The sequence below is a fragment of the Aquirufa salirivi genome (genome assembly GCF_045310485.1).
Taxonomy (GTDB): domain Bacteria; phylum Bacteroidota; class Bacteroidia; order Cytophagales; family Spirosomataceae; genus Aquirufa; species Aquirufa salirivi.
This window is the reverse complement of record NZ_JBEWZH010000009.1, coordinates 92,571-115,562: the sequence shown is the minus strand read 5'-3', so window position 1 is coordinate 115,562 and position 22,992 is coordinate 92,571. Positions and strand designations below refer to the sequence as shown.

At 38.2% G+C, this 22,992-nt stretch carries 22 protein-coding genes and 1 tRNA gene; 18 read left to right on the top strand and 5 right to left on the bottom strand.

The genetic code is table 11. The annotated features are described in order from the left end of the window. Positions 1 to 55 precede the first annotated feature (55 nt). The 6 genes from U0R11_RS12265 (at position 56) to rhuM (ending at position 7,624) form a co-directional block, all read left to right on the top strand. Positions 56 to 595 carry a gluconate 2-dehydrogenase subunit 3 family protein gene (locus U0R11_RS12265; protein WP_406751961.1) on the top strand — a complete coding sequence of 180 codons (540 nt, stop codon included), beginning with the start codon at positions 56 to 58 and terminating at the stop codon, positions 593 to 595. Between the two features lie 11 nt (positions 596 to 606). Next, positions 607 to 2,316: a GMC oxidoreductase gene (locus tag U0R11_RS12260; protein ID WP_406751960.1), complete on the top strand. Its 1,710-nt coding sequence runs from the start codon at positions 607 to 609 to the stop codon at positions 2,314 to 2,316. Positions 2,317 to 2,322: 6 nt separating this feature from the next. After that, entirely contained in the window at positions 2,323 to 5,241 is a 2,919-nt protein-coding gene (locus U0R11_RS12255) for a PD-(D/E)XK nuclease family protein (protein ID WP_406751959.1), read from the top strand. A gap of 68 nt (positions 5,242 to 5,309) precedes the next feature. Continuing rightward, positions 5,310 to 5,594, top strand: a complete 285-nt coding sequence (locus U0R11_RS12250; RefSeq protein WP_109322748.1) for an SCP2 sterol-binding domain-containing protein — start codon at positions 5,310 to 5,312, stop codon at positions 5,592 to 5,594. Beyond that, positions 5,594 to 6,958 carry a tRNA uridine-5-carboxymethylaminomethyl(34) synthesis GTPase MnmE gene (gene mnmE, locus U0R11_RS12245; RefSeq protein ID WP_406751958.1) on the top strand — a complete coding sequence of 455 codons (1,365 nt, stop codon included), beginning with the start codon at positions 5,594 to 5,596 and terminating at the stop codon, positions 6,956 to 6,958. Before U0R11_RS12250 ends, mnmE begins: the two co-directional genes overlap by 1 nt. An 81-nt stretch (positions 6,959 to 7,039) precedes the next feature. Next, positions 7,040 to 7,624 carry a RhuM family protein gene (gene rhuM / locus U0R11_RS12240; protein ID WP_406751957.1) on the top strand — a complete coding sequence of 195 codons (585 nt, stop codon included), beginning with the start codon at positions 7,040 to 7,042 and terminating at the stop codon, positions 7,622 to 7,624. 54 nt (positions 7,625 to 7,678) lie between these two features. Here the strand turns inward: rhuM and U0R11_RS12235 are convergent, their stop codons facing one another. After that, positions 7,679 to 8,320, bottom strand: coding sequence for a hypothetical protein (locus U0R11_RS12235; RefSeq protein WP_406751956.1), 642 nt, complete (start codon positions 8,318 to 8,320; stop codon positions 7,679 to 7,681). A gap of 161 nt (positions 8,321 to 8,481) precedes the next feature. Between U0R11_RS12235 and U0R11_RS12230 the strand changes: the two genes are divergently transcribed. Next, the gene (locus U0R11_RS12230; RefSeq protein ID WP_406751955.1) at positions 8,482 to 8,916 is read left to right on the top strand and encodes a VOC family protein; all 435 of its coding nucleotides are present in this window, start codon (positions 8,482 to 8,484) and stop codon (positions 8,914 to 8,916) included. A gap of 136 nt (positions 8,917 to 9,052) precedes the next feature. Continuing rightward, positions 9,053 to 9,730 carry a spheroidene monooxygenase gene (locus tag U0R11_RS12225; RefSeq protein WP_406751954.1) on the top strand — a complete coding sequence of 226 codons (678 nt, stop codon included), beginning with the start codon at positions 9,053 to 9,055 and terminating at the stop codon, positions 9,728 to 9,730. 115 nt (positions 9,731 to 9,845) lie between these two features. Here U0R11_RS12225 and U0R11_RS12220 read toward each other — a convergent pair whose 3' ends face one another. Further along, positions 9,846 to 10,187, bottom strand: a complete 342-nt coding sequence (locus U0R11_RS12220) for a P-II family nitrogen regulator (RefSeq protein ID WP_130925100.1) — start codon at positions 10,185 to 10,187, stop codon at positions 9,846 to 9,848. A gap of 18 nt (positions 10,188 to 10,205) precedes the next feature. Further along, positions 10,206 to 11,447 carry an ammonium transporter gene (locus U0R11_RS12215; protein ID WP_166227750.1) on the bottom strand — a complete coding sequence of 414 codons (1,242 nt, stop codon included), beginning with the start codon at positions 11,445 to 11,447 and terminating at the stop codon, positions 10,206 to 10,208. 122 nt (positions 11,448 to 11,569) lie between these two features. Here U0R11_RS12215 and U0R11_RS12210 point away from each other — a divergent pair, with 122 nt between their 5' ends. The 3 genes from U0R11_RS12210 to U0R11_RS12200 are packed head-to-tail and all read left to right on the top strand — an operon-like array spanning position 11,570 to position 14,937. Beyond that, positions 11,570 to 13,492, top strand: coding sequence for a beta-N-acetylhexosaminidase (locus tag U0R11_RS12210; protein WP_406751953.1), 1,923 nt, complete (start codon positions 11,570 to 11,572; stop codon positions 13,490 to 13,492). A 4-nt stretch (positions 13,493 to 13,496) separates the two neighbouring features. Beyond that, positions 13,497 to 14,273, top strand: a complete 777-nt coding sequence (locus U0R11_RS12205) for a carboxylesterase family protein (RefSeq protein ID WP_406751952.1) — start codon at positions 13,497 to 13,499, stop codon at positions 14,271 to 14,273. A gap of 10 nt (positions 14,274 to 14,283) precedes the next feature. Continuing rightward, on the top strand, positions 14,284 to 14,937 hold the full coding sequence (locus tag U0R11_RS12200) for a DNA/RNA non-specific endonuclease (protein WP_406751950.1): 654 nt from the start codon (positions 14,284 to 14,286) through the stop codon (positions 14,935 to 14,937). On the opposite strand, the gene U0R11_RS12195 is transcribed toward U0R11_RS12200, so the two are convergent. Next, a complete protein-coding gene (locus U0R11_RS12195; RefSeq protein ID WP_406751949.1) occupies positions 14,934 to 16,829 on the bottom strand; it encodes a glycoside hydrolase family 88 protein in 1,896 nt (631 codons plus the stop codon). The two genes, U0R11_RS12200 and U0R11_RS12195, sit on opposite strands and share 4 nt — an antisense overlap. 2 nt (positions 16,830 to 16,831) lie before the next feature. Beyond that, a complete protein-coding gene (gene kduI, locus U0R11_RS12190) occupies positions 16,832 to 17,662 on the bottom strand; it encodes a 5-dehydro-4-deoxy-D-glucuronate isomerase (RefSeq protein ID WP_406751948.1) in 831 nt (276 codons plus the stop codon). Positions 17,663 to 17,712: 50 nt separating this feature from the next. Here kduI and U0R11_RS12185 point away from each other — a divergent pair, with 50 nt between their 5' ends. The 7 genes from U0R11_RS12185 to rhaM all read left to right on the top strand — a co-directional run bounded on the left by U0R11_RS12185 (position 17,713) and on the right by rhaM (position 22,989). Beyond that, positions 17,713 to 18,600: a hypothetical protein gene (locus tag U0R11_RS12185; RefSeq protein WP_406751947.1), complete on the top strand. Its 888-nt coding sequence runs from the start codon at positions 17,713 to 17,715 to the stop codon at positions 18,598 to 18,600. A gap of 51 nt (positions 18,601 to 18,651) precedes the next feature. Further along, entirely contained in the window at positions 18,652 to 19,458 is an 807-nt protein-coding gene (locus U0R11_RS12180; RefSeq protein WP_406751945.1) for a tRNA (adenosine(37)-N6)-dimethylallyltransferase, read from the top strand. Positions 19,459 to 19,479: 21 nt separating this feature from the next. Further along, a tRNA-Ser gene (locus U0R11_RS12175) sits at positions 19,480 to 19,567 on the top strand. A gap of 172 nt (positions 19,568 to 19,739) precedes the next feature. Further along, positions 19,740 to 20,411 (top strand): 16S rRNA (cytidine(1402)-2'-O)-methyltransferase, encoded by a 672-nt coding sequence (gene rsmI, locus U0R11_RS12170; RefSeq protein WP_406751944.1) that lies wholly within the window; start codon positions 19,740 to 19,742, stop codon positions 20,409 to 20,411. 6 nt (positions 20,412 to 20,417) lie between these two features. Next, on the top strand, positions 20,418 to 21,566 hold the full coding sequence (locus U0R11_RS12165) for an Lnb N-terminal periplasmic domain-containing protein (RefSeq protein WP_406751943.1): 1,149 nt from the start codon (positions 20,418 to 20,420) through the stop codon (positions 21,564 to 21,566). Positions 21,567 to 21,571: 5 nt separating this feature from the next. Further along, a complete protein-coding gene (locus U0R11_RS12160) occupies positions 21,572 to 22,588 on the top strand; it encodes a threonine aldolase family protein (protein ID WP_406751942.1) in 1,017 nt (338 codons plus the stop codon). A gap of 86 nt (positions 22,589 to 22,674) precedes the next feature. Further along, positions 22,675 to 22,989, top strand: a complete 315-nt coding sequence (rhaM, locus tag U0R11_RS12155) for an L-rhamnose mutarotase (protein WP_406751941.1) — start codon at positions 22,675 to 22,677, stop codon at positions 22,987 to 22,989. Positions 22,990 to 22,992 lie beyond the last annotated feature (3 nt).

The following is a 22,992-nucleotide window of genomic DNA, read 5'->3' as shown; positions in this document are numbered from 1 at the left end:
GCATAACAAGCTCCCGAATTTTCATTAGATTTACTCTGTTTAAATTCTATTTCTAATGACAACAATTTCTCGCCGCGAATGGGTAAAAGGAATGGCCTTAGCTACCCTTGGATCCGTGGCTTTTTATGACCTTACCGCCCAAATAAAACCAGTTTTTCCTTCATCATGGAAACCCATGGTGTGGACTAAAGAACAAGACCAACTACTAAGTGACTGGGTTGGAATCATTATCCCCGAATCGACAATCCCCGGAGCTGTTAGTTTAGGAGTTCCTTTGTTTGTTAAAACTATGTTGGATGATTGCTATCAGCCAGCAGCTCAGGAGGCGTTTCGTAAGGTATTGGATGGTTTTAGAACTTCTTTGGAATCCTATTTGAAAAAGCCATGGGTACAGGCTAATCAAGCAGAAAAGGAACAATTCCTGTTTACCATGTCCAAAGGAAATTTAGGCCCAGATGCACAAAAAGCGATGTCTACCCTGAAGGGATTAACTATTCAAGGCTATACTTCTTCGGAAGAAATCATGGTCAAATACTATCATTATGTTATGGCACCAGGCTTTTTTAATGGCTGTGCTCCTGTCAAAAAATCATAAGTTTTATTTCAATGAATTATTTAACGAATGCCGAAAAGCGCACCTATGGTGCTATTGTAATTGGATCAGGAATGGCAGGAGGATGGGCTGCCAAAGAATTTTGTGAGAAAGGGATTAAAACCCTTGTTTTGGAAAGAGGAAGAAAGGTGACTCACAATGAAGACTATCCTACAACTTTAATGTCTCCTTGGGAATTCCCCCATCGTGGTCGCTTGACTGATGAGGAAATCAAAGAAAATCCAATTATATCTAAATGTTATGCCTTCAAAGAGGATGCCAAACATTTTTTTGTAAAAGATAAGGAGCATCCATATGAACAAGACAAGCCATTCGACTGGATTCGTGGGTATCAAGTAGGAGGGAAATCCCTCTTGTGGGCTAGACAAACACAGCGATGGTCTCAATTGGATTTTGATGGACCTGCACGTGATGGTTTTGCCACACCTTGGCCAATTACCTATAAAGAATTAGACCCTTGGTACTCCCACGTAGAGAAATTTGCAGGTATATCGGGGAATAAAGATGGCTTAGATGCACTTCCCGATGGAGAATTTTTACCTCCACATGAATTGACTTGTGTAGAAAAACACTTTCAAAAGGAAATAAAACGACTATACAATGACCGCCATGTGATTATTGGTCGGTGTGCGCATTTAACTCAGCCTCAGGAAATACATTATCAGCAAGGTAGAGCCCAATGTTTAGGTAGAAATTTATGTCAAAGAGGCTGCCCTTATGGAGGCTATTTTTCAGCTAATGCTTCGACATTACCTTGGGCAGCCAAAACGGGTAACATGACTTTACGTCCTGATTCGGTGGTTCATTCCATCATTTACGATGAAAAGAAACAAAAGGCCGTAGGTGTTCGTGTGGTGGATGCATATACCAAAGAAATGGTGGAATATTATGCTAAAGTGATCTTTGTTACCGCTGCGGCTCTAAATACCAATTTAATTTTATTGAATTCTACTTCACATCGATTCCCGAATGGACTTGGTAATGATTCTGGTTTATTGGGTACACACATTGCCTTTCATAATTATCGCGCATCAATTTCTGCCGAATATGAAGGTTATTTGGACTTTAAAACAGAAGGTGGTCGACCTAATTCAGGATATATCCCTCGTTTCCGTAATTTGTACAAACAAGAAACAAATTTTCTACGTGGCTATGCGGCTGGTATGAATGCTGGTAGAGGATCAGGTACTGATCGAGAAGGTTTAGGAGAGAGTTTGAAAAATTCTCTATTAAATCCTAAGCTAAACCAAATGTGGTATGCTGGCTCGCACATGATGGGAGAGACGATACCTAAAGAGTCCAATAAAGTCACATTGGATAAATTGAAAAAGGATGAGAATGGCATGCCTATTTTGCATGTGAATGTGGCATATGACGACAATGACGATAAAATGGTACAAGATTTCATTGATCAGTTTACAGAGATGTATACCAAAGCGGGCTTTACCAATATTCATCACCGAGATACCAAACAAGCACCTGGTTTAGATATTCATGAAATGGGTGGTGTGCGCATGGGTGCGGATGCTAAAACTTCTCTTTTGAATAAATGGAATCAAATGCATCAGGTAAAAAACGTATTTGTAACCGACGGGGCTTGTATGACTTCTACTTCTACCCAAAACCCTTCCTTAACCTACATGGCTTTTACTGCCAGAGCCGTGGATTATGCTGTCAAAGAAATGAAAAAGGGAAATCTGTAAGACAGTATGAAATCATTTTTAAGGAAAACAGCCGAACATCTCATAGCCCAACATGGCTTTGATGAACTGAGGGAAGTCGCTATTGTGATGCCTTCCCAAAGGGGTACACTTTACCTTAAAACTCAATTAGCACAATTGGGAGAAAGACCTTTTATTTCCCCTAAAGTGATGACCATCGAGGAATTTGCCTTACAAATGACAAATTCTGAGCTTATAGATCCTATTACTTTATTGATGGAAGCTTTTGCTTGCTTCAAGGAAGTGGATACCAAGGTAGATTTTGACCGATTTGTTTCTTGGGGACAATTGATGTTGAAAGATTTTGATTTGCTAGATCTATATCTAGTAGACCCTGTTCAATTATTTTCTTTTTTGTCGGAAGCCAAATCCCTAGAACGATGGGGACAAGAATATGGAGAAGAGCATCCTGAAAAATTCATTACCGAAAATACCAAGGCCTATTTTAAGCTCTATGAGCATTTATTAGAGGTATATATTCGACTCAAAAGCAGATTAGAATCCTTAGGTTTGGTTTACCGGGGAATGGCTTACCGTAACTTGGTAGAAAATTTAGAAAAAGGAATACCCTTAGCCAAAAACTTCAAAAAAATATATTTTGTTGGTTTTAATGCACTTTCGAAAGCCGAAGAAGATATTATCAGGACCCTACTCAAACAAGGAGTGGCCGAAACCCTTTGGGATGCGGATGAATACTATGTAAAAAATAAATTTCATCGAGCAGGTAATTGGTTAAGAAATTATTCTCACCCTGCCTCGCAAGATTATTTATCGAGAGGTCCTTTCCTTTGGATGGAAAAGCATTTACTCGAAGATCCTAAAAAAGTTCAAATCATAGGTTTGGCCAATCCATCAGCTCAAGTTTATGTGGCTATAGAAGCTATCAGAAAATGGGCATATACCTATGGGGATCAAGAGCAAGTAGCCTTGGTGCTGGGGGATGAATCGCTTTTGGATCAAGTGACTCAGTATATTGGTGAATTTAAAGATCGTTTGAACATCACGATGGGTTTTTCCATCAAAAAGACACAAATATTTTCATTGATTAACCTTTGGTGGGACTTGACCAAAAGAGGTACTGATGGACGATATCCCACTTCCCATTTGATGAAGTTATGGCAACATCCCTTAGTTCAACTTTATGCCCAGTATTGGTCAAAACATCAACACAAAGATGTCCAACAATTATTTGTTTCAAAGCTTGCTAGCGATAGCCTTTATGTGTCATTCGATTCGATTAAGGAAATGAATATTCCATTATTGAATCACGTTTTGGTGCAGGTTGAAGCTGAATTTCCAGAAATTTTAGGGCATATCAAAAATTTTATCCATCAGATTATGCTGGCTTATCCTCGCAATGAATGGGATGAACAAGCGCAAGCCGTTCAGCAAGCTTTTGATGTTTGTGAAACGTTAGAAAAAGCTATATTTGATCGATTTTCAATATCTTATGCCAGTGGAAAAATTTTGTTGATGCAATTATTACAGCAACAAAAATTGACTTTTGAAGGGCCAGATCATAGTTCGCGAACCTTGCATGTGATGGGTCTATTGGAAACGCGAACCTTAGATTTTGATCGAGTAATTGTGTTGTCTTTGAATGAAGGTTCATTGCCTGGAACCAGAAAGCGAGAAAGTTTGATTCCTACCGACATCGCCAATATGTCGTATTTCTCATTACCCACTTTTACACAAGCAGATGCGGTTACTTCCTACCACTTTTATCGTTTGTTGCAGAGGGCCCAAGAAGTGATACTCTGTTATGTACATCCCTCCGAAAAATCGAGTATCAAGGAAATGAGTCGTTTTATTAAGCAAATACGATTTGATTGGAAAAAGAAGAATCCTAAGCTGGTTTTAGAAGAACCAATTTTGGAATTAGGCAAATCAGACAAAAAGCAGGAAGAACATGTAACGAGCATAGAAAAAACGGGGGAGATGCGACAAAAGATCAAGGAGGTTCTTTTGAAAAGAGGTTTATCTGCTTCTTCGGTATCCATGTTGGTGACCTGTTCCATGAAGTATTACTTCTCCCAAATTGTAGGATTGCGGGATGATAAACAAAGTGATGACGACATGGGGGCCGATGTTTTTGGTACTTGGATTCATAAAGTGTTGGAATTACTCGATACAGAAATTCAAGAGCAACATGCTGGGAGAATGGAGTTAGTCGATTGGAATGATAAAATTTTTCATTTGGATGATTATTTGAATCGAGCCATTCGAGAAATTGAAAAAGAGAAAGGGGTATTTGAGCTGGAAAAAGGTTTTAATTATGTGTTAAAAGAAGTAGCCAAAACGATATTAGAAAATTATTTAATGGCATCTCCTCAATGGGTAAATGAGCCCATTGAACTTTTAGAAGTCGAAGGAAGTTTAGAAACTCAAGTTGGTATACCAATTGATGGAGAAATTTGGCCAGTGAAAATCAAAGGTCGCGTTGACCGATTAGATCGTTTAGGGGCAAATACCCTTCGGATTATTGATTATAAAACGGGGAAAGTAGAGCAAAAGGATTTGAAAATTGGAGAAGACTTAATGTCAGAATTAACCTCCGAGGATATCAAGGAAAAGCTTTTTCAATTATGGCTATATAAGTTTTTACTAGGGAAAGAGTTATCTAAACCTCAAGAAGAGCGAGTGGATTATTTAAAAAATATCCATACTCCTTCAGCAAAGATTCAACCAGGCATTATATCTTTTCGGAATTTATCCGCCACGGTATTGACGGAGAATATTGAATTTAGGGAGAATCAACCCTTAGTAGATTTTTTAAAAGAATCTGAACAATTGATTGCCCATTGGGTTCACAGACTAATAGACCCCTCAGAGCCTTTTGAGAAAACGGCTAATTTGGAAGATTGCCAATATTGTGACTTCAAGGGGATTTGTCACCGAGAGGTCTAATGTAAAATTTCTTTAAGGAAATAAATGCCTTAAATTTGCTATTTCATTGACACATTTAGAAAAATAATATGACATTTCAAGACATCAACGATCGTATTGCTACCATGGCTGCACAAAAAGGCGGCTTAGGTGTATCATTTAAATTTGCCTTCCCAGAAGGAATCATTGTCGTTAAAAACGATGGAACGGTAACGAATGAAAATGAAGAGGCAGATTGTACTATCTCCGCTACGGTAGAAAATTTTAGTAAAGTAATGTCGGGCGACTTAAACCCGATGATGGCCGTAATGACTGGAAAAATCAAAATTTCTGGTGATATGTCAGTAGCCATGAAATTACAAAACTTGTTATAATGGATTTTAAGGATACAATTATTGCCCTAGCGACACCTTTGGGTGTAGGAGCTATTGGTGTCATCCGCTTGTCGGGCGACAAGGCCATAGCTTGGGTCAATGAGGTATTCCCAAACAAAGATTTATCCAAACAAGCCCCACATACCTTGCACTATGGACGTATTGAGTCGGGTAGACGCGTGTATGATGAGGTGGTCATTAGTTTATACAAGGGCCCTAAGTCCTATACAAAAGAGGATGTTATAGAGATTTCTTGTCATGGGTCGCCTTTTATTCAAGAAAGTATCATCCAATTATTTGTAGAGAAAGGGGCTAGATTGGCCCGGGCAGGTGAGTTTACACAAAGGGCCTTTTTGAATGGAGCCTTTGATTTAGCTCAAGCCGAAGCGGTAGCAGATGTTATTGCAGCCGATTCAGCAGCGGCTACTTCTGCTGCTTTACACCAATTGCGTGGAGGTTTTTCTCAGGAATTGGCCGCCTTACGAGAGGAATTAATTCATTTTGCTTCTTTGATCGAACTGGAGTTGGATTTTGGAGAGGAAGATGTAGAATTTGCGGATCGACAAGATTTAGAAGATTTAGTCAATAAGCTCTTGGATAAAGTGAGACCCTTGGTGGCTAGTTTTAAGGCAGGAAATGCCATTAAAAATGGCGTGGCTACCGTGATAGTAGGGAAACCCAATGCAGGAAAATCCACGCTGTTAAATGCCTTATTGAAAGAGGAGAGAGCCATAGTGTCTGATATTGCGGGCACTACCCGAGATAGTTTAGAAGATGAGTGGGTATTGGGGGGTATTCGATTCCGCTTGGTGGATACAGCAGGACTGCGTGATACTACGGATGTTATCGAAGCGCAGGGAGTTCAACGAACGCAAGCTTGGGTAAAGAAGGCTCAAGTGATTTTATATGTGGTCGATGTGAGTGAGAATAATCCTATGGATATTCAAGCTGCATTGTCGGAAATGGCCGAATTAGATATTCCGCTGATTTTGGTATTGAACAAAGTCGATGAGAACCAGCCAGCCATTACAGATTGGGAAGCAATAGGTTTTCCTACTGTTGCCATTTCGGCCAAATTTGGTCAAGGTTTAGCCGATTTTGAGCAATTGTTATTGGAGGTGGTCGGATTAAATCAGGTGTCCAACTCAGGAACTATGGTAACCAATTTACGACATTACGAAAAATTAAAACAGACACAGGAAACCTTGGAAGAGGTTTTGAACGCTTTGAAAATCAATTTAACGGGAGATTTAATTGCTCAAGACCTACGTTACGCCCTACATCATTTAGGCGAGATCACAGGAGCCATATCCAACGACGACCTTTTGAAAAACATCTTTGGGAAGTTTTGTATTGGAAAGTGATTTCATAATTAATATTACCGCTGTTTGGTATATCTACACAAATTTTAATACTTGCAGATTAGTCTTAGGATTCAAATTATTATGCCAGAGAAAATGCAAAGTAGCGATATCATTTTTTACACTACCCCAACAGGTCATGTGAATATTGAAGTTGTTTTTAATAACGAAACCTTTTGGCTTACACAAAAAGCGATGTCGGAATTATTTGGTGTCAAAGTACCAGCCATTAGTAAACATTTAACTAATATATTTGAAACCAACGAGTTAGATGAAAATTCAGTTATTTCCATTTTGGAAACAACTGCTCCCGATGGGAAAAACTACAAAACTTCCTATTACAGCTTAGATGCCATAATTGCTGTAGGATACAGGGTCAATTCCATCAATGCAACCCAATTCCGCATTTGGGCTACCAAAACCCTTAAAGAGTTCATTATAAAAGGTTTTGTATTAGACGATGAACGTCTGAAACAAGGTAAACGCTTTGGAAAAGATTATTTTGATGAACTCTTAGATCGGATCAGAGAAATCCGAGCGAGTGAAAGACGCTTTTATCTTAAAATTACGGATATATACGAGCAGTGCAGCATTGATTACAATAAGGAAGCTGAAATAACCCAGCAATTTTTTAAAACTGTTCAAATGAATGTCGTAACATATCTTTGATAAATTAATACAAAATCAAGAAAATCTATTTAATCACTTTTTATCTAAATTCTATTACTGTATTTGGATTTTAAGATTATCATAATCTTTCGAATTAATTATTGTGCTAATATTTCTCAAGCCTGGTATGTATATTTTAATGGCTTTGTCATTTGGTTGTTTAAATAGAATTCTATACTCATTTTGGTAGCTGAAATCATTATCTTTCTGGTGAAGTGTTAATTCTCCATTGTAAGATTTTCGGTCAAAATATGATACTTTTTTTCTTGAATATTGATAGTTTAGTTTTTCTAAATTTTCGTCTAAAATTTCAAAAAACTTTTGGCAGTCATAAATTATAAGCATTTTGTCACCCATTTGTAAAAGTCTCTCATTAAATGTAGGGGCTTTCTTACCTACTTCTAATTCCGTCCAATAGAGACAACAACAGTTTATTTTAGATTTTTCAAGATGAGTAATATATTGACCACTAAAATTTTTAGAATTTTTATCTGAAAGAATAGTTTTATTATTTGTTTTTATTGACAAAGATTTTAATTGTTCCAAATTAACAACTAATTCAAGAGGGTCATTTCTACCAGATTGGTCGGAATCAATACTTTTTTTAAACGTTTCCAAAGAGTTAAAATACAAATACTCATTTGAATACATGTCTTCAATAATTATTGACTCTTGTATTTTAATAAGGATAAACATCTATTAAATTAATTCTTTGTACATATGATAAATGTATTATAAACTTTCAATAACTTTTTAAAAATTGGATTATTTCTTTTGAAACGAAATCTATTTTTATTTGTTAATATTAAAATATTTTCTTCTATATCTTTTAATATTAAGTATTAAAAGATAACCACATGCCCAAAATCAGCACCTACCTCAACTTCCCCGGAAATGCAGAAGAGGCTTTTCTGTTTTATCAATCGATTTTTAAAACGGAGTTTGTGAATGGAATTCAGCGATTTGCTGATATTGCAACAGAAAGTAATTTGCCTCCTATGTCTGATGCTGTTAAAAATATGATTTCGCATATTGAGCTGCCATTACTAAATAATCATATTTTAATGGCTAGTGATGCTCCTTCAGAGTTGGGATTTACAGTAACTGCTGGAAATAACATGCACATTTGTGTGGAGCCTGAAAGTAAAGAAGAAGCTCAACGAATTTTTGATGGCTTGTCGGAAGGAGCAGCCATCTCCATGCCCATTCAAGATATGTTCTGGGGCGCCTATTATGGTACCTTAACCGATCAGTTTGGTATCAATTGGATGATTACATTTACGGCTAAATAGTAAGTGTACTTCACGGTGACTTTGGTTATTTTAAAGGTTGACTGAGGAAACGAAGTTGCCAGATTTTAGATCACGATATGTAAATATTAGTTTTGACAACAAATAATAATCTACATTACTCCTTTTAAATAGACACATGCAATTCATCACCATTCGATTTCTTCATGTAGCAGGTTTTGGGAAAAAGCTCAAAGCATTTGCCTTGATGGGGAAATTAAGGAATCAAGCTTGGAAAGCTGATGGTATGCTATTTGCCAAACAATTAGGCACGGGAGCAGGAAAAGGCTTTTCCATTTGGCCTGATTGGGGCACTTATGCTTTTTTAGGTCTTTGGGAGAAAGAAGAAGACGCAAAAGTATTTTTTCAGCAAGACGAAAGATGGCTTGAATTTTCAAGTTTAAGCTATTCCATTTCAGGGTGGGATGCCACGCCTTGGAAAGGGCATGGTACTTGGAATAACTTACAACCTTTTGAATTTGAAGATACCAATGAGTCTTGGGATGGCCCTGTGGCCGTAATCACCCGTGCTAGTATCCGTCGTTCTCAAGCCATCAGATTTTGGTGGAATGTTCCTTCCTCTAGTCGGGGTATTGAAAATCAAGCAGGACTCATTTTTGCCAAAGGAGTAGGAGAGATTCCCTTATTGGAACAGGCTACTTTCAGTCTGTGGGAAAACGTGCAGGTCTTGGATGCCTTTGCTTACCGTTCCCGATCTCATGCCCCCATGATTAAAAAAACGAGGCAGTATCAATGGTATACAGAGGAGATGTTTGTGCGGATGAAAACCAAAGAAATTATAAATTATAAGTTATAGTTTATAAATGAATTGTTTTTCAGAATTGAATTGACCCGTTACTTATCGATCATTAACAACTATAAATTCACCATTAACATCTTATAATCAATAATTTATAAATTATAACTTATAATTACCTTATTGCTTCCACCCCGCGAGTTCTAGTTCTGATGCGAATCGCATCTTGTACATCATAAATGAATATTTTGCCATCTCCAGTATTGCCTTCCGAGGCATTATCTAAAATGACGTCAATGCATTTTTCAAGATTTTCATCACTCACCACGCAAATGATCATCACTTTGGGAAGTAATATCAACGATTTCTCCGTACCACGGTAAATTTCAGAATAGCCTTGTTGTAAACCTGCTCCACGCACGGGAACCACTGTCATACAAGGGATGTTGGCATCTATAAGCCCTTTTTGAATGGCTTTTAATTTGGATGGCTTAACGATAGCTTCTACTTTTTTCATGTGTTTTTCCCTTTCAGCTTATTCAAATGTGGTATATGATTCAACTCCAAACTCAACAGCATCAATACCTGCCGATTCTTCTTTGTAACTTAAACGGATACCGATGGTGCTCTTTAATACTTTAAATATCGCAAATGTTGCGCCAAATGAAAACAAACTGATAATTCCTACACCCATCAATTGAATCAGCAATTGCTCACTTTGACCTGTGGTAAATAAACCATTCTTTTCTGAAAAAAGGCCAACAGCTACTGTACCAAAAAAACCATTGATTCCATGTACCGCAATAGCACCTACTGGATCATCAATTTGCATTTTATCGATTAATACAACAGCCACATCTACCAATATACCTGCTATGAAACCGATTAGTAAAGCACTTTCTGGACTGACCACATTACAACCAGCTGTTACTGCAACCAATCCTGCCAAAACCCCATTGATGACCATGGTGATATCTACTTTTTTATAGCGTAAAAAGGTATACAGCATGGTCGAAATACCCCCCATTGCCGACGCTAAAAAGGTATTGGTCGCTACGGAACCAATTAAATCCCATTTGCCTACCGCCGCTAGGGTAGATCCTGGGTTAAATCCAAACCATCCAAACCAAAGCAAAAAGGCTCCTACGGCAGAAAGCGTTAAATTATGACCAGGAATGGCATTGATGCTACCATCCTCATTGTATTTTCCAATTCTAGGTCCCAAAACAATGGCTCCTGCCAAAGCGGCAAATCCACCCATGGCATGTACAGCTGCCGAACCTGCAAAATCATTAAATCCTTTTACTGCAAACCATCCCTGTGGGTTCCAAACCCAATGTGCCACCACAGGATATAAAAACGCACAAAATATAGTTACATAAATAGCGTAAGCCCACATTTTCATTCTTTCAGCTACACCACCCGATACAATGGAAATAGCTGCAATGGCAAATCCCATTTGAATAAACCAAAATAATTTATTGGAAATGGTGAGACCTAATCCTAAATCTCCTAAATTGATTCCGAAATCGAATAAACCTGTTCCGTAGGCTATACCAAACCCTACTACATAAAAGGCTATTCCGCCAAACATGATGTCAATCATGACTTTGGCAATGATACTAACTGCGTTTTTTGAACGGACAAAGCCTGCTTCTAATAAAGCAAAGCCTCCTTCCATTTGAAAAATGAGCGCTCCACAAAGAGCCACCCAGACAGTATCAATAGCATGCGTGAGTTCGACTTGCTGTGCCGCAAGGGAAATGGTATTATTCATGGTTTTGTTTCTGTTTTTAACCTTATTGCTGCGAAATTATATTAAAATTTCGAAAACGGCTTTATTTTTTAACCTTTAAAATTTAAAAATTACATTTTTTACCTAAAATCTATTTAAAAATTATGTTGAAATTCAAATTTGTTGCAATTGCAGTTTTTCTTCTGCAAGGTTTAAGCTTGGTAATTACGGCCCAACAAGCACCTTTAATTCCCATACCCGTAAAAGCTGAATATCCCCAAGGATTTTATAGTTTACCTAGTCGAGTTATTATAGCCGCACCTAAACAGGAGGCCTTATTAGTTGCAGTCAAAAACCTAACAAATCGCTTAGAAAATACGGCCATGCGCAAGGTTCAGATGCTTTGGGATGCGAATTCGCAGGCTGATTTGGCACAAATTCGTTTGATATTAGCTAAACAGTCCATCCCTAATTTAGGAAATGAAGGCTATACTTTGCTTGTTAATGCCAAGGGTATAGTCATTACGGCTAATAAACCTGCTGGGCTATTTTATGGTATTCAGAGTTTATTACAATTAATGCCAAAAGAAATTGAGTCCAAGCAAACAGTCATTAAATCAGCTTGGAAAGTTCCTTTTGCTCAAATAACAGATTATCCACGTTTTGCATGGAGGGGCTTAATGCTCGATGTGGCTAGACATTTTTTCAATAAAGACCAAGTGAAGCAGTTCATCGATGAGATGGTCGCTTACAAATACAACATCTTACACTTTCACTTAACTGATGATGAAGGCTGGAGAGTTGAAATTAAATCCTTCCCCAATTTGACAAAAAAGGGTGCTTGGAATGTACCTAAGGTAGGTCGTTTTACGGAATTTTCTAAGCCAGAAGCCAATGAACCGCGTACCCAAGGTGGTTTCTTTACGAAGGAAGATATCCAAGATATCGTCGCTTATGCCAAAGATCGTTTTGTAAATGTGATGCCGGAAATCGACGTGCCTGGGCATTCCATGGCAGCTATTGCTTCTTATCCTGAACTTTCTTGTACTCCAGAAGCGGTTAATTATCAAGTGATTTCGGGTGAACCTTTCATCGATTGGTCACAAGGACATGCCGTAGCCTTGCAAGACAATACCTTATGTCCTGCCAATGAAAAAGTATATACTTTCCTAGATAAAGTGTTTACGGAAGTGGCTGAAATGTTTCCGTTTGAATACATACATATGGGAGGAGACGAATGCCCAAAAAACTATTGGGAAAAGAATCCTCAAATTTTAGCCTTGATGCAAAAGGAGAATTTAAAAACTCCTCAAGAAGTTCAAGCCTTTTTCACCCGTCGATTGGAAAAAATCATTACTTCCAAAGGTAAGAAAATGATGGGTTGGGATGAGATTTTAGAAGGAGGGGGATTGCCTAAAAATACGGCTGTGATGTCTTGGAGAGGTATTGCAGGTGGCGTTCAAGCAGCCAAAGACGGCCATGAAGTGGTGATGACTCCTAATAATCATGTTTATGTGGATTTGATGCAAGGTGATGCCGCTATCGAACCTCCGGTATATGAAACAGTACGTTTGCGTGATTCTTATGCTTTCAATCCGGTGCCAGAAGGGGTAGATGCTAAACTTGTTAAGGGTGGTCAAGCCAATTTATGGTCGGAGCAATTATTTACCTACCGTCATTTACAATACATGTTATTTCCTCGTGCTTGGGCTGTATCCGAAGCTCTTTGGTCTCCACAAGAAAACAGAAATTGGGATAATTTTGTAGGTCGTGTCGAACACCATTTTGCTCGTTTTGATCAGGCAGAAAAGAAATATGCTCCAAGTATGTATGATGCCATTATCAAGGTTGGGAAAAATGAGCAAGGTCAAATGTGGGTAGAATTAAGCACTGAAGTCAATCCTTTATCTATTCATTATAGTTTTGATTACTCGTATCCAGATAATTTTTATCCTGCTGCATCGGGTAAAGTAATCATTCCGAAGGATGCCTTGGTGATGCGGATGATTTCCTACCGAGGTAAAGAAAAAATAGGTCGTATGATGACAGTTTCTATTGAAGATTTGAAAAAACGTGTAAAGAAATAAAACCATGAAGAAAATACTTTTCCTTTTATGTGGCTTATTCATTAGCCTTGGTGCATTTTCACAAGCAAAATTCGAAAAAAGAGAATTGGCTTTTGGTCCAGACCAAACTTTGCCTTATCAGATTCTTTATCCTTCCAATATGGAAAAAGGAAAGAAATACCCCGTTATTTTGTTTTTACATGGGGCTGGTGAACGAGGAAGTGACAATGAAAAACAGTTGACTCATGGATCCAAATTGTTTTTGGATCCTAGTAATCAAGTTAAGTACCCTGCCATTGTAATTATGCCTCAATGCCCTGCTAATTCCTATTGGTCTACGGTCAAAATTGATCGAAATACGAAACCTACTACTTTTGTTTTCGAGTATCCGAAAGATCCCAATTGGCCTTTGGCAGCTGCTGTTAGTATTGTAAAGTCGTTGGTGAAAGAAAAAGTAGCTGATAAAAAGCGTTTATACATCATGGGATTGTCCATGGGAGGAATGGGTACATTTGAAGCTATTTCAAGAAATCCTAAATTGTTTGCGGCAGCGGCTCCTATCTGCGGTGGAGCTGATTTACATTTTGTAAAAAAGTATGCTAAAAAAATGCCTTTATGGGTATTCCATGGTGATGCTGATGCCGTGGTGCCTGTCAGACATTCCAGAGAGGCCGTAGCTGCTTTAAAGGAAGCTGGGGCTAATCCTACTTATACCGAATATCCTGGTGTCAATCATAATTCTTGGGATAATGTATTCAAAGAGCCAAACTTGTTTTCTTGGATGTTTTCGCACAAAAAATAATACCTAAATTATGCTTTTAGGCATCTTATTATACCTCCAGGTCGCTTTATTACCTGGAGGTATTTTTAATGTATCAGGGGCATCTACGGCCTCTACTACCAACTATTTATTGGTAAAGAAGGGTTATGTTATGTCTTATGATGGACTACAAGGGAAAGCGAATTGGGTGGCTTGGACCTTGACCGCTTCAGATATGGGTGATGTACCAAGATCCAACCGATTTAGACAAGACGAGGACTTGCCCAGGCAATTTAAGCGTATCGATTCGGATGATTATAAATATAGTGGTTATGACCGTGGGCATTTGTGTAATTCAGAAGATCGCTCGTCTAGTACTTATCTAAATGCGGAGACATTCCTCATGTCCAACATGATACCACAGACTCCTGAATTAAATCGAGGGCCTTGGGAGCGATTGGAAGCTTATTGTAGGAAATTGGCCAAAAGAGGACAAAAATTAACTATTTATGCCGGTGGAATTGGAGTGGTTGACAAAATTGGGAATGAAGTTGTCATCCCCAAATATTGCTGGAAAGTAGTTGTGGGTCCCGAAAAATCATGGTATTTATTGTTTCCCAATGTGCATGATTTACATCCCAACTGGCAAACATTTGCCGTTTCTAAATCTACCTTAGAAAAAATGACAGGTTTGCGTTTTCCTTAAGGTTTTAAGGCCCATTCCATGAGTTTCTTGGCAGCAGGGAAGTTCTCGTATTCCAAAGGAATGCGGCGATTATTCGTGTATTCATTGTAAATCCAAGGATCACCTAAAGCGAATACCCGTCCTTTCCCGACTTGGGCCATGGCCATGACACTAAAGCCGTTTAGATCTTCTAAGGATTTGGCTGGTCCAGCAAGTTTAATGGTTGAAATCTCTTTGATATAGATTTTTTTCAATCCTTTGAATACGGGATTATTGGCTGATATATTCAACGTTCCTTGATGCCAGTTTTTACCTTGAACCATGTTTAAATTTGGTCCAACAAACTCCATACCAAACCTTTTAGCTAAGGTATTAAACTTGGGTATTTCGCAATTGGTGGTATCATTGGCTAATAGAATTAATGTTCCACCCGCTTTTACCCATTTCTCGATTTCATCCGCATCTTGGCTACGCATGTAGTTAGGTTTAGCTGTTTCTTTTTGACTATCTGGATCTACGATGATGTAAACTTGGGCTCTAGCTAAGTTTTTAAGGGTAGGAGCTTGCGCTAAACTATCAATTTTAGCACCCAATTGTTCAATTTGAACTCCTAATAATTGGAATCCTGAGTCTTTTCTATCTTCCCAAGTATAGTGGAAGCGCTCTATGTTTCCTTGTTTATTTTTACGGAACTCATGGTTGAAATAATAATCTAATACCACTTTTTTACCTTTTCCTATACCCAATTCTTTGGCAATTTCCATTTCCAATGAAGCCATAATAAATGGCCCAGCACCTTTTAAATCATCTGTTTTTAAAGGTTCCGACATGTAATAAGCAAAGCTGCCATCTCGATAAGGTGTACCGCCTAATCCACCCACACTAACGGTTTTCTCAAGATGTATATACCCCTGAGGATCTTTGGTGATGAACTTTTCGATGATGGAGGCATAAGCTTTTTGAGATGCTGCCAAATAAGAAGAGGGAAGATAGCCCTTGCGAACCCCTTTTGCAAAGGCGTATACGTACATATTGGCACAAGAGGCCTCTAAGTAATTCCCTTTTTGAGTACCTAAAGTGGGTAATTGGTACCAAAGTCCAGTAGATTGATCTTGTACCTTAATAAGCGCTGCGCTCAATTCATTTAACTGTCTGATTAACATATTTCTTTTAGGATGCTGCTGAGGAAAATAGTCTAACACATCCACTAAGGCCATGGCATACCAGCCCATGGCTCTTCCCCAAAAATTTGGAGATAAACCAGTTTGTTTACTTGCCCAAGCCTGTTTACGCTCATGGTCATAAGCATGATACAAAAGCCCCGTTTTAGGGTCTTTAGCATTTTTATACATCAATTCAAATTGTAGAGCAATGTCATCCCAATTATTCTGTTGAAAGACTTGGCTGTATTCTGCATAAAAGGGCTCTAGCATATACAAGCCGTCCAACCACATTTGATCCGGATAGCGGTCTTTATGCCAAAATCCACCTTCTTTTGTTCTAGGTTGCTTGCTGATTTGTAAACGTAATTGCTCCGCGGCTATTCGATATTTATCTTCGCCCGTTTCCTGATAAAGAGATAGTAATAGTCGTCCTGTGGTAATGTTATCTGAATTGTATTCGGATAATTTATAAGTACGAATCTCTCCCTTTTCATTGATGAAGCTGTTGATATTCTTCTGAAAGTATTGGAAGTAGCTTGCGTCGCCTGTTCTTTGGTAAACATGTTCAAGCGCCTTTAGGAACAAGCCTTGTTCATAATCCCATGTAGCAGACTTCCCTATTTTAACTTGAATGGAATCTTGATGGGTATGCATCAAAGATTGAGCCATTTGGATAGAATAAGGAGTGTTTTGTGCCCATGCTGTAGCTAATAAACAATAGCAAAGTATACCTAAAAGCGCTTTTTTCATATTTAACGTAGTTCAGTAATTTCAGAAAAATCCATGTCAGTATAGTCTTTATTTTCACCAGCCATTCCCCAAATAAAGGAATAGTTTTGTGTGCCTGCACCGCTATGAATGGACCAAGGTGGGGAAATTACGGCTTGGTGATTTTGTACCCAGATATGTTTTGTTTCTTTGGTTTCGCCCATTAAATGTAAAACGGCTTGACCAGGTTTTACGTCAAAATACAAATAAGCTTCCATTCTGCGGTCATGCACGTGAGCAGGCATGGTATTCCAGATGGATCCAGGTTCTAATATGGTTAGACCCATGACCAATTGGCAGGATTGTATACCATCGTGGTGGATGTATTTATAGATGGTTCTATGATTGGAGTTTTCTAGTGTACCGACATTCACTGTCACCACATTTTCGCGGTCTAATTTTTCATTCGGATAGGTGGCATGTGCTGGAGAAGAAAGTAAATAAAACTGTGCTGGTTCATTAGCTGAAAGCGAACTAAAATGAACGTCTTGTGTTCCTTTTCCAAGATATACAGCACTTAATTTAGATATTTCAAAACTTTGTCCATCTGCTTTTACGATTCCCGGACCACCCACGTTGATAATTCCCAATTCTCTACGCTCTAGAAAATAATTGGCCTTTAATTTTTCTGGGTTAGGTAATTTTATTTCGCCTAATACCGGCATGGCCCCACCAATAATCATGCGATCATAAATGGAATAGGTTAGGTGAATTTGATTTGCTTCAAATATATGTTCAACCAAAAAATGGTCTCTTAATTCTTGATTAGTAAAGGTGGAAACTTCTTTTCTACTCGCCTCAAATCGATAGTTCATATGATTAATTTTTAGTTTAGAAAGAGATGACAGGTGATATTCTACTCAAAATGCAACTATCTTTGGACGCAATTTCAAACGGCATGTCGGTATATCCTATTAATTTCTATGATGATGTGTCCTCTTTTTTCAAGGAAATCGAGTTAACGGTAGAAATTGCTTTGGATAAAGCTCCCAACACCTTGTATTTACCTGAATTATCCTTATTTGTTCAATGTTATTCCTTGTCAGATTTTGAAATAGCAAAGAAACAAGTAGATCCGGAGACTTGGCAAAGGGATTATTTAAACTTAGTGAGTGGGACGGTAGAATTCATCCGAATTTGGGAAGATATATGGTTCAAGCATTCCGATTGGATTAAGTCCTATTTTCAATACCGAAAATTAGGTACTAAGGCCATTTTTGCTCGAGATTTACGTGTTGTACACATGACTAAAGAGCAAGCCAATACATTTTTAGATGCTGAACATCTTTTGGGAAAAGTACAAGCTAAATTTTTTTATGGTTTAGTTGTTCCTAAACACCGTCAATTTAGAAATATCACCAGTGAATACTTCATCGGAGAACAAAAATTGGTGGGCGTGGCAGCATTTGCCAAACCTATGCTCATGAAGGAAATGGGATTTGAAGGTCAACTTTCTGGAGAGCTGATTCGCTTTTGTTCCATGTTAGGAACACGTATTGTTGGAGGTTTGAGTAAGGTGATTCAATATTATCACCAGGAAGAAAAGGTAGATAATATCATGACCTACATCGACCTGGAATGGAATAGGGGTCAAGGTTATCAATCGATTGGATTTCAAGAGGTCCAAGTGACTAAACCGATTTTATATACGCTCAATGACCAAGGAGAACGAGTAATTTGTCCAACTTGGGAAGAAGCCAAGGTTTGTACTGCTGGAAATAAAAAACTCCGCATCTATTTTTCAGAAAATTGACGCAATTTTGTGAACGTTTTTGCCCATAGACCCCAAACTTGATCTAAGTTCATGCAACTTCCACTTATTACCATTCTTGGACCTACCGCTAGTGGGAAGACAGCTTTGGCAGTTGAATTGGCTAGAAGAATAGGGGGGGAGATTATTTCAGCGGATTCTAGGCAAGTATATCGACGCTTGGATATTGGAACGGGCAAAGATTTATTGGAATATGGATCAAATGAAAATGCAGTTCCTCATCATCTAATTGATATTTTGAAAGTGGGCGATACTTATTCGGTGGCACATTTTCAGAAGGATGCTTTTGATGCACTGAAGGAAATAGATGCTCATGAAAAATATCCCATACTATGTGGAGGTACGGGATTGTACATTGATGCCGTATTGTCCAGTTATCAATTTTCCAGTTTACCTCCTTTTTTAGATTCACCCTTAGAATTGGATCGTTCAAGCATCGTTTTTGGATTACAGCCTACATGGGAAAGCAGAAGAGCAAATTGCTCGAAACGATTGTTTCAGCGCTTGGATGAAGGGATGATTGAAGAAGTAGAAAATCTATTAAAAGAAGGTGTCATGCCAGCAGATTTACGTTGGTTAGGACTGGAATACAAATGGTTAACGGATTTTGTCGAAGGGAAAATTAGTAGTGAAGAGTTAGAAAAAGGCCTTGAAGTTGCTATTCATCAATTTGCCAAGAGGCAAATGACATTTTTCCGTAAAATGGAACGATCGGGGATTGAGATTCGATGGATTCCCGAAAATTTAAAGCGGTCAGAAGCAGTCGATTGGATGATTTCTCAATTAATTTTTAAGGATTTTTTGACAAAGGATTTGCTTAAAATCGAAAAAAGGCCTTAATTTGCATTCTCAATTTGAGACAGAGGGTTGTCAGAGTGGTCGATCGAGGCAGTCTTGAAAACTGTTGGCTGTTACAGGCCCGGGGGTTCGAATCCCTCACCCTCTACCAGAAGCGCAAAGAAATTTGCGCTTTTTTTGTTTTTAGCCCTTTCTTTTTTCGGAAATTCCGCAGCTTTTTTACTGTATTTGACGACAAAATCTAGTCGTTCAGTTTTTGGAAATTATTGTTGACTTATGAATGGTCTCCCAAGAAATTCATATTTATGTAGTATTTTCATGGCATGAAATTATACATTGTTCCTACACCTATTGGAAACTTAGAAGATATTACCTTAAGAGCTATTCGGATTTTAGGGGAAGTGGATGGTATTTTGGCAGAAGATACGCGTAATACGGGTCAATTATTGAAACATTTAAACATCAATAAGCCCTTATTTGCACATCATGCACATAATGAACATGCTGGGGTAGCAGGAGTTATCAAAATGTTATTAGCAGGGAAGTCGATGGCCTTAGTATCCGATGCAGGTACTCCTGGGATTTCAGATCCTGGTTTTTTATTGGTCAAAGCTTGTGTAGAACAAGGAATAGAGGTGGAGACTTTACCAGGAGCCACAGCCTTTGTACCAGCTTTAGTGAATTCTGGATTCCCTTGTGATCGATTTATATTTGAAGGATTTTTGCCCCATAAAAAAGGCCGACAGACTCGTTGGAAATTCATATCAGATGAAGATAAGACCGTAGTATTATATGAATCCCCTCATCGTATAGTAAAAACGATGGAACAAGCCGTAGAGTTTTTAGGGGAATCAAGACAAGTGATGCTTGCCAGGGAATTATCCAAAATGCATGAGCAAATGATTCGAGGAACGGCGGCTGAAGTATTATTGTATTTGAATCAACATCCTGATAAAGTAAGAGGCGAAATGGTTTTAATTATTGCTGGTAAATAAGCTTTTATGAAGTATTTGTATGTCTTGTTTCTGAGTATTCTGATGAGCTCAGCTTTGGCTCAAAATAGTCTAAGTACACAATCTCGGGTATCCTTAGTGACCATTGCTCCTGGAACAGAATTGTATTCCTATTTTGGTCATACCTTGATTCGGGTATATGATCCAGCCACGGGTTTAGACCGAGCCTATAGTTATGGTACTTTCGATTTTCAAACGGAAAATTTTTACTGGAAATTTTTGAAAGGTACTTTACCTTATTCTTTGTCGTACAATAGTATGTCCGACGTATTGAATTATTATTCACAATATGAAAACAGGACCCTTAGGGAACAAGTATTGGCTTTGAATGATACTCAGCGCAATCAAATTTTTCAAGCATTAGAAAAGAATTACTTGCCTGAAAACCGCTATTACCAATACAAGTTTTTCTACGATAACTGTGCTACGCGCATACGTGATATCTTTGAGCAGGCTGCTCCTGGAGCATATCCTTGGGATAAAATGACTCGTTTAGAAGGCTTATCTTACCGAGATTGGATGAACCGTTACTTGCCTGCTACTGCTTGGGTCACCTTTGGTATGAACATGGCTTTAGGTTTACCTTCTGATGTTACCACCAATGCTTCGCAATCTTGTTATTTGCCAGATAATTTGGAAATAGCCACGGCACAAGCTGGTCTGAATAATCAAAAACTGGTAGAACCATCCCTAACTTTGTTTGAAGCTCAACCGATTCTAGTGGAGGGATTTGATCCGTTAGGTCCATTACCTGTTTTGCTGACATTATCATTTGTTTTAGTGTTTTTATCTATGCGTTTTTCTCATAAAAGAGGCTTGCTTTATGGCTTAGATATAGCTCTTTTTCTGATATATGGATTATTTGGAATCTTGATATTCTTTTTGGCCACGGCTACTGACCATGAAGTAATGTCATATAATGTGAGTTGTTTAATTTTATGGCCTGTGCATTTTCCTTTGGTATTTTGGTTTGCTAAAAACCCATCTGGTGGATTTTGGCTCAAATATGTTAGACTTGCCCTTATTGTTGGGTTGATAGCTAGCATTATTTCAGGTTATCTCTTTTATGGCCTATTCATTATTGCCCTCCCAATTTTAATTCGTTTGTTCTTTTTGTCTCGTTTTTATTCCAAATAATCTCCATGAAAATCATTGAATTAAGAAGTGATACTTTTACATTACCCACTCCAGGAATGCGAGATGCCATGTTCTCTGCTCCATTGGGGGATGATGTATTTGGAGAAGATCCTAGTGTTTTGGCTTTGGAGTATAAATTGGCCAATATGTTTCATAAAGAAGCGGCTTTATTTTGTCCATCAGGAACGATGAGTAATCAAATGGCCATTTCTGCGACTGTTTCTAAAGGACAAGAAGTGATTTGCGATGAGCTATCTCATATATATTTGTACGAGGGCGGAGGAATCATGGCCAATGCGGGTGCCTCTGTGAAATTATTGAAAGGGGATTTAGGTCGATTAACTAAATCTCAAATAGAAGCAGCAATTTCATCAGACGACATTCATGCCTGTGAAAGTGCCATGGTGAGTTTAGAAAACACAGTAAACAAAGGAGGAGGAAGTGTTTATACCAGTGAAAGTCTAGAAGAAATTTCAAGTTTTTGTCAAGCTAAAGCTATTCCACTCCATTTAGATGGAGCACGAATATTTAATGCTATGGCTGTAACGGGTCAAATTCCTGCTCAATTCGGCCATTGGTTTGATTCCATTTCGATTTGTTTATCCAAAGGCTTAGGAGCACCAGTCGGATCTGTATTGGTGGGGAATGCTGCCTTTATCAAAAAAGCAAAAAGGGTTAGAAAGCGATTAGGAGGAGGTTGGCGACAAGCGGGAATGCTTGCTGCTGCAGGGATTTATGCCTTAGATCATCAAGTGGAAAGACTTCAAGAAGACCACCAAAGGGCGAAATCTATTGCAGAAATTTGTTCTACTTTGGATTGGGTAGCCATGACTTTACCTGTTGTTACCAATATCGTGATTGTCAAGATTCAAGCAGGTTTGAATTCCTCCACTAAAGTGGCTGAATTAGCTCAAAAAGGTATTAAATGTTCCCCATTTGGTGTGGATTACATCCGATTTGTTACCCACCTAGGCTTTGATGATGATGATTTAAATCGTTTTGAAAAAGCCATCCAAGCTTAGTTCAATTCTTTTCTTTGGCATAATCATATTGATTGAGTAGAATTGTTGATTCATTGACTTATTTCAACAATTAGATTCGCTAAAATATGCAAAGAAAAGCCCTTAAAATGTTTCTTCTTCCAGGGAAAGAGGCTGAATACAAAAAACGTCACGATGAAATTTGGCCAGAGTTGGTTGAACTATTAAAATCGGTAGGTGTCCAAAATTATTCCATATTTCTAGACCCTGAAACCTTAGTGCTTTTTGCCTATTTAGAGGCAGAGGGTCTAAGCCAATTAGATCATTTGCCCCAATTACCTATTATGCAAAAATGGTGGGCCTACATGGCGGATATCATGGAAAGCAATCCAGATCATTCACCTAAATCTGTTGAAATTCCTTCTGTATTTTACTTAGCTTAATCC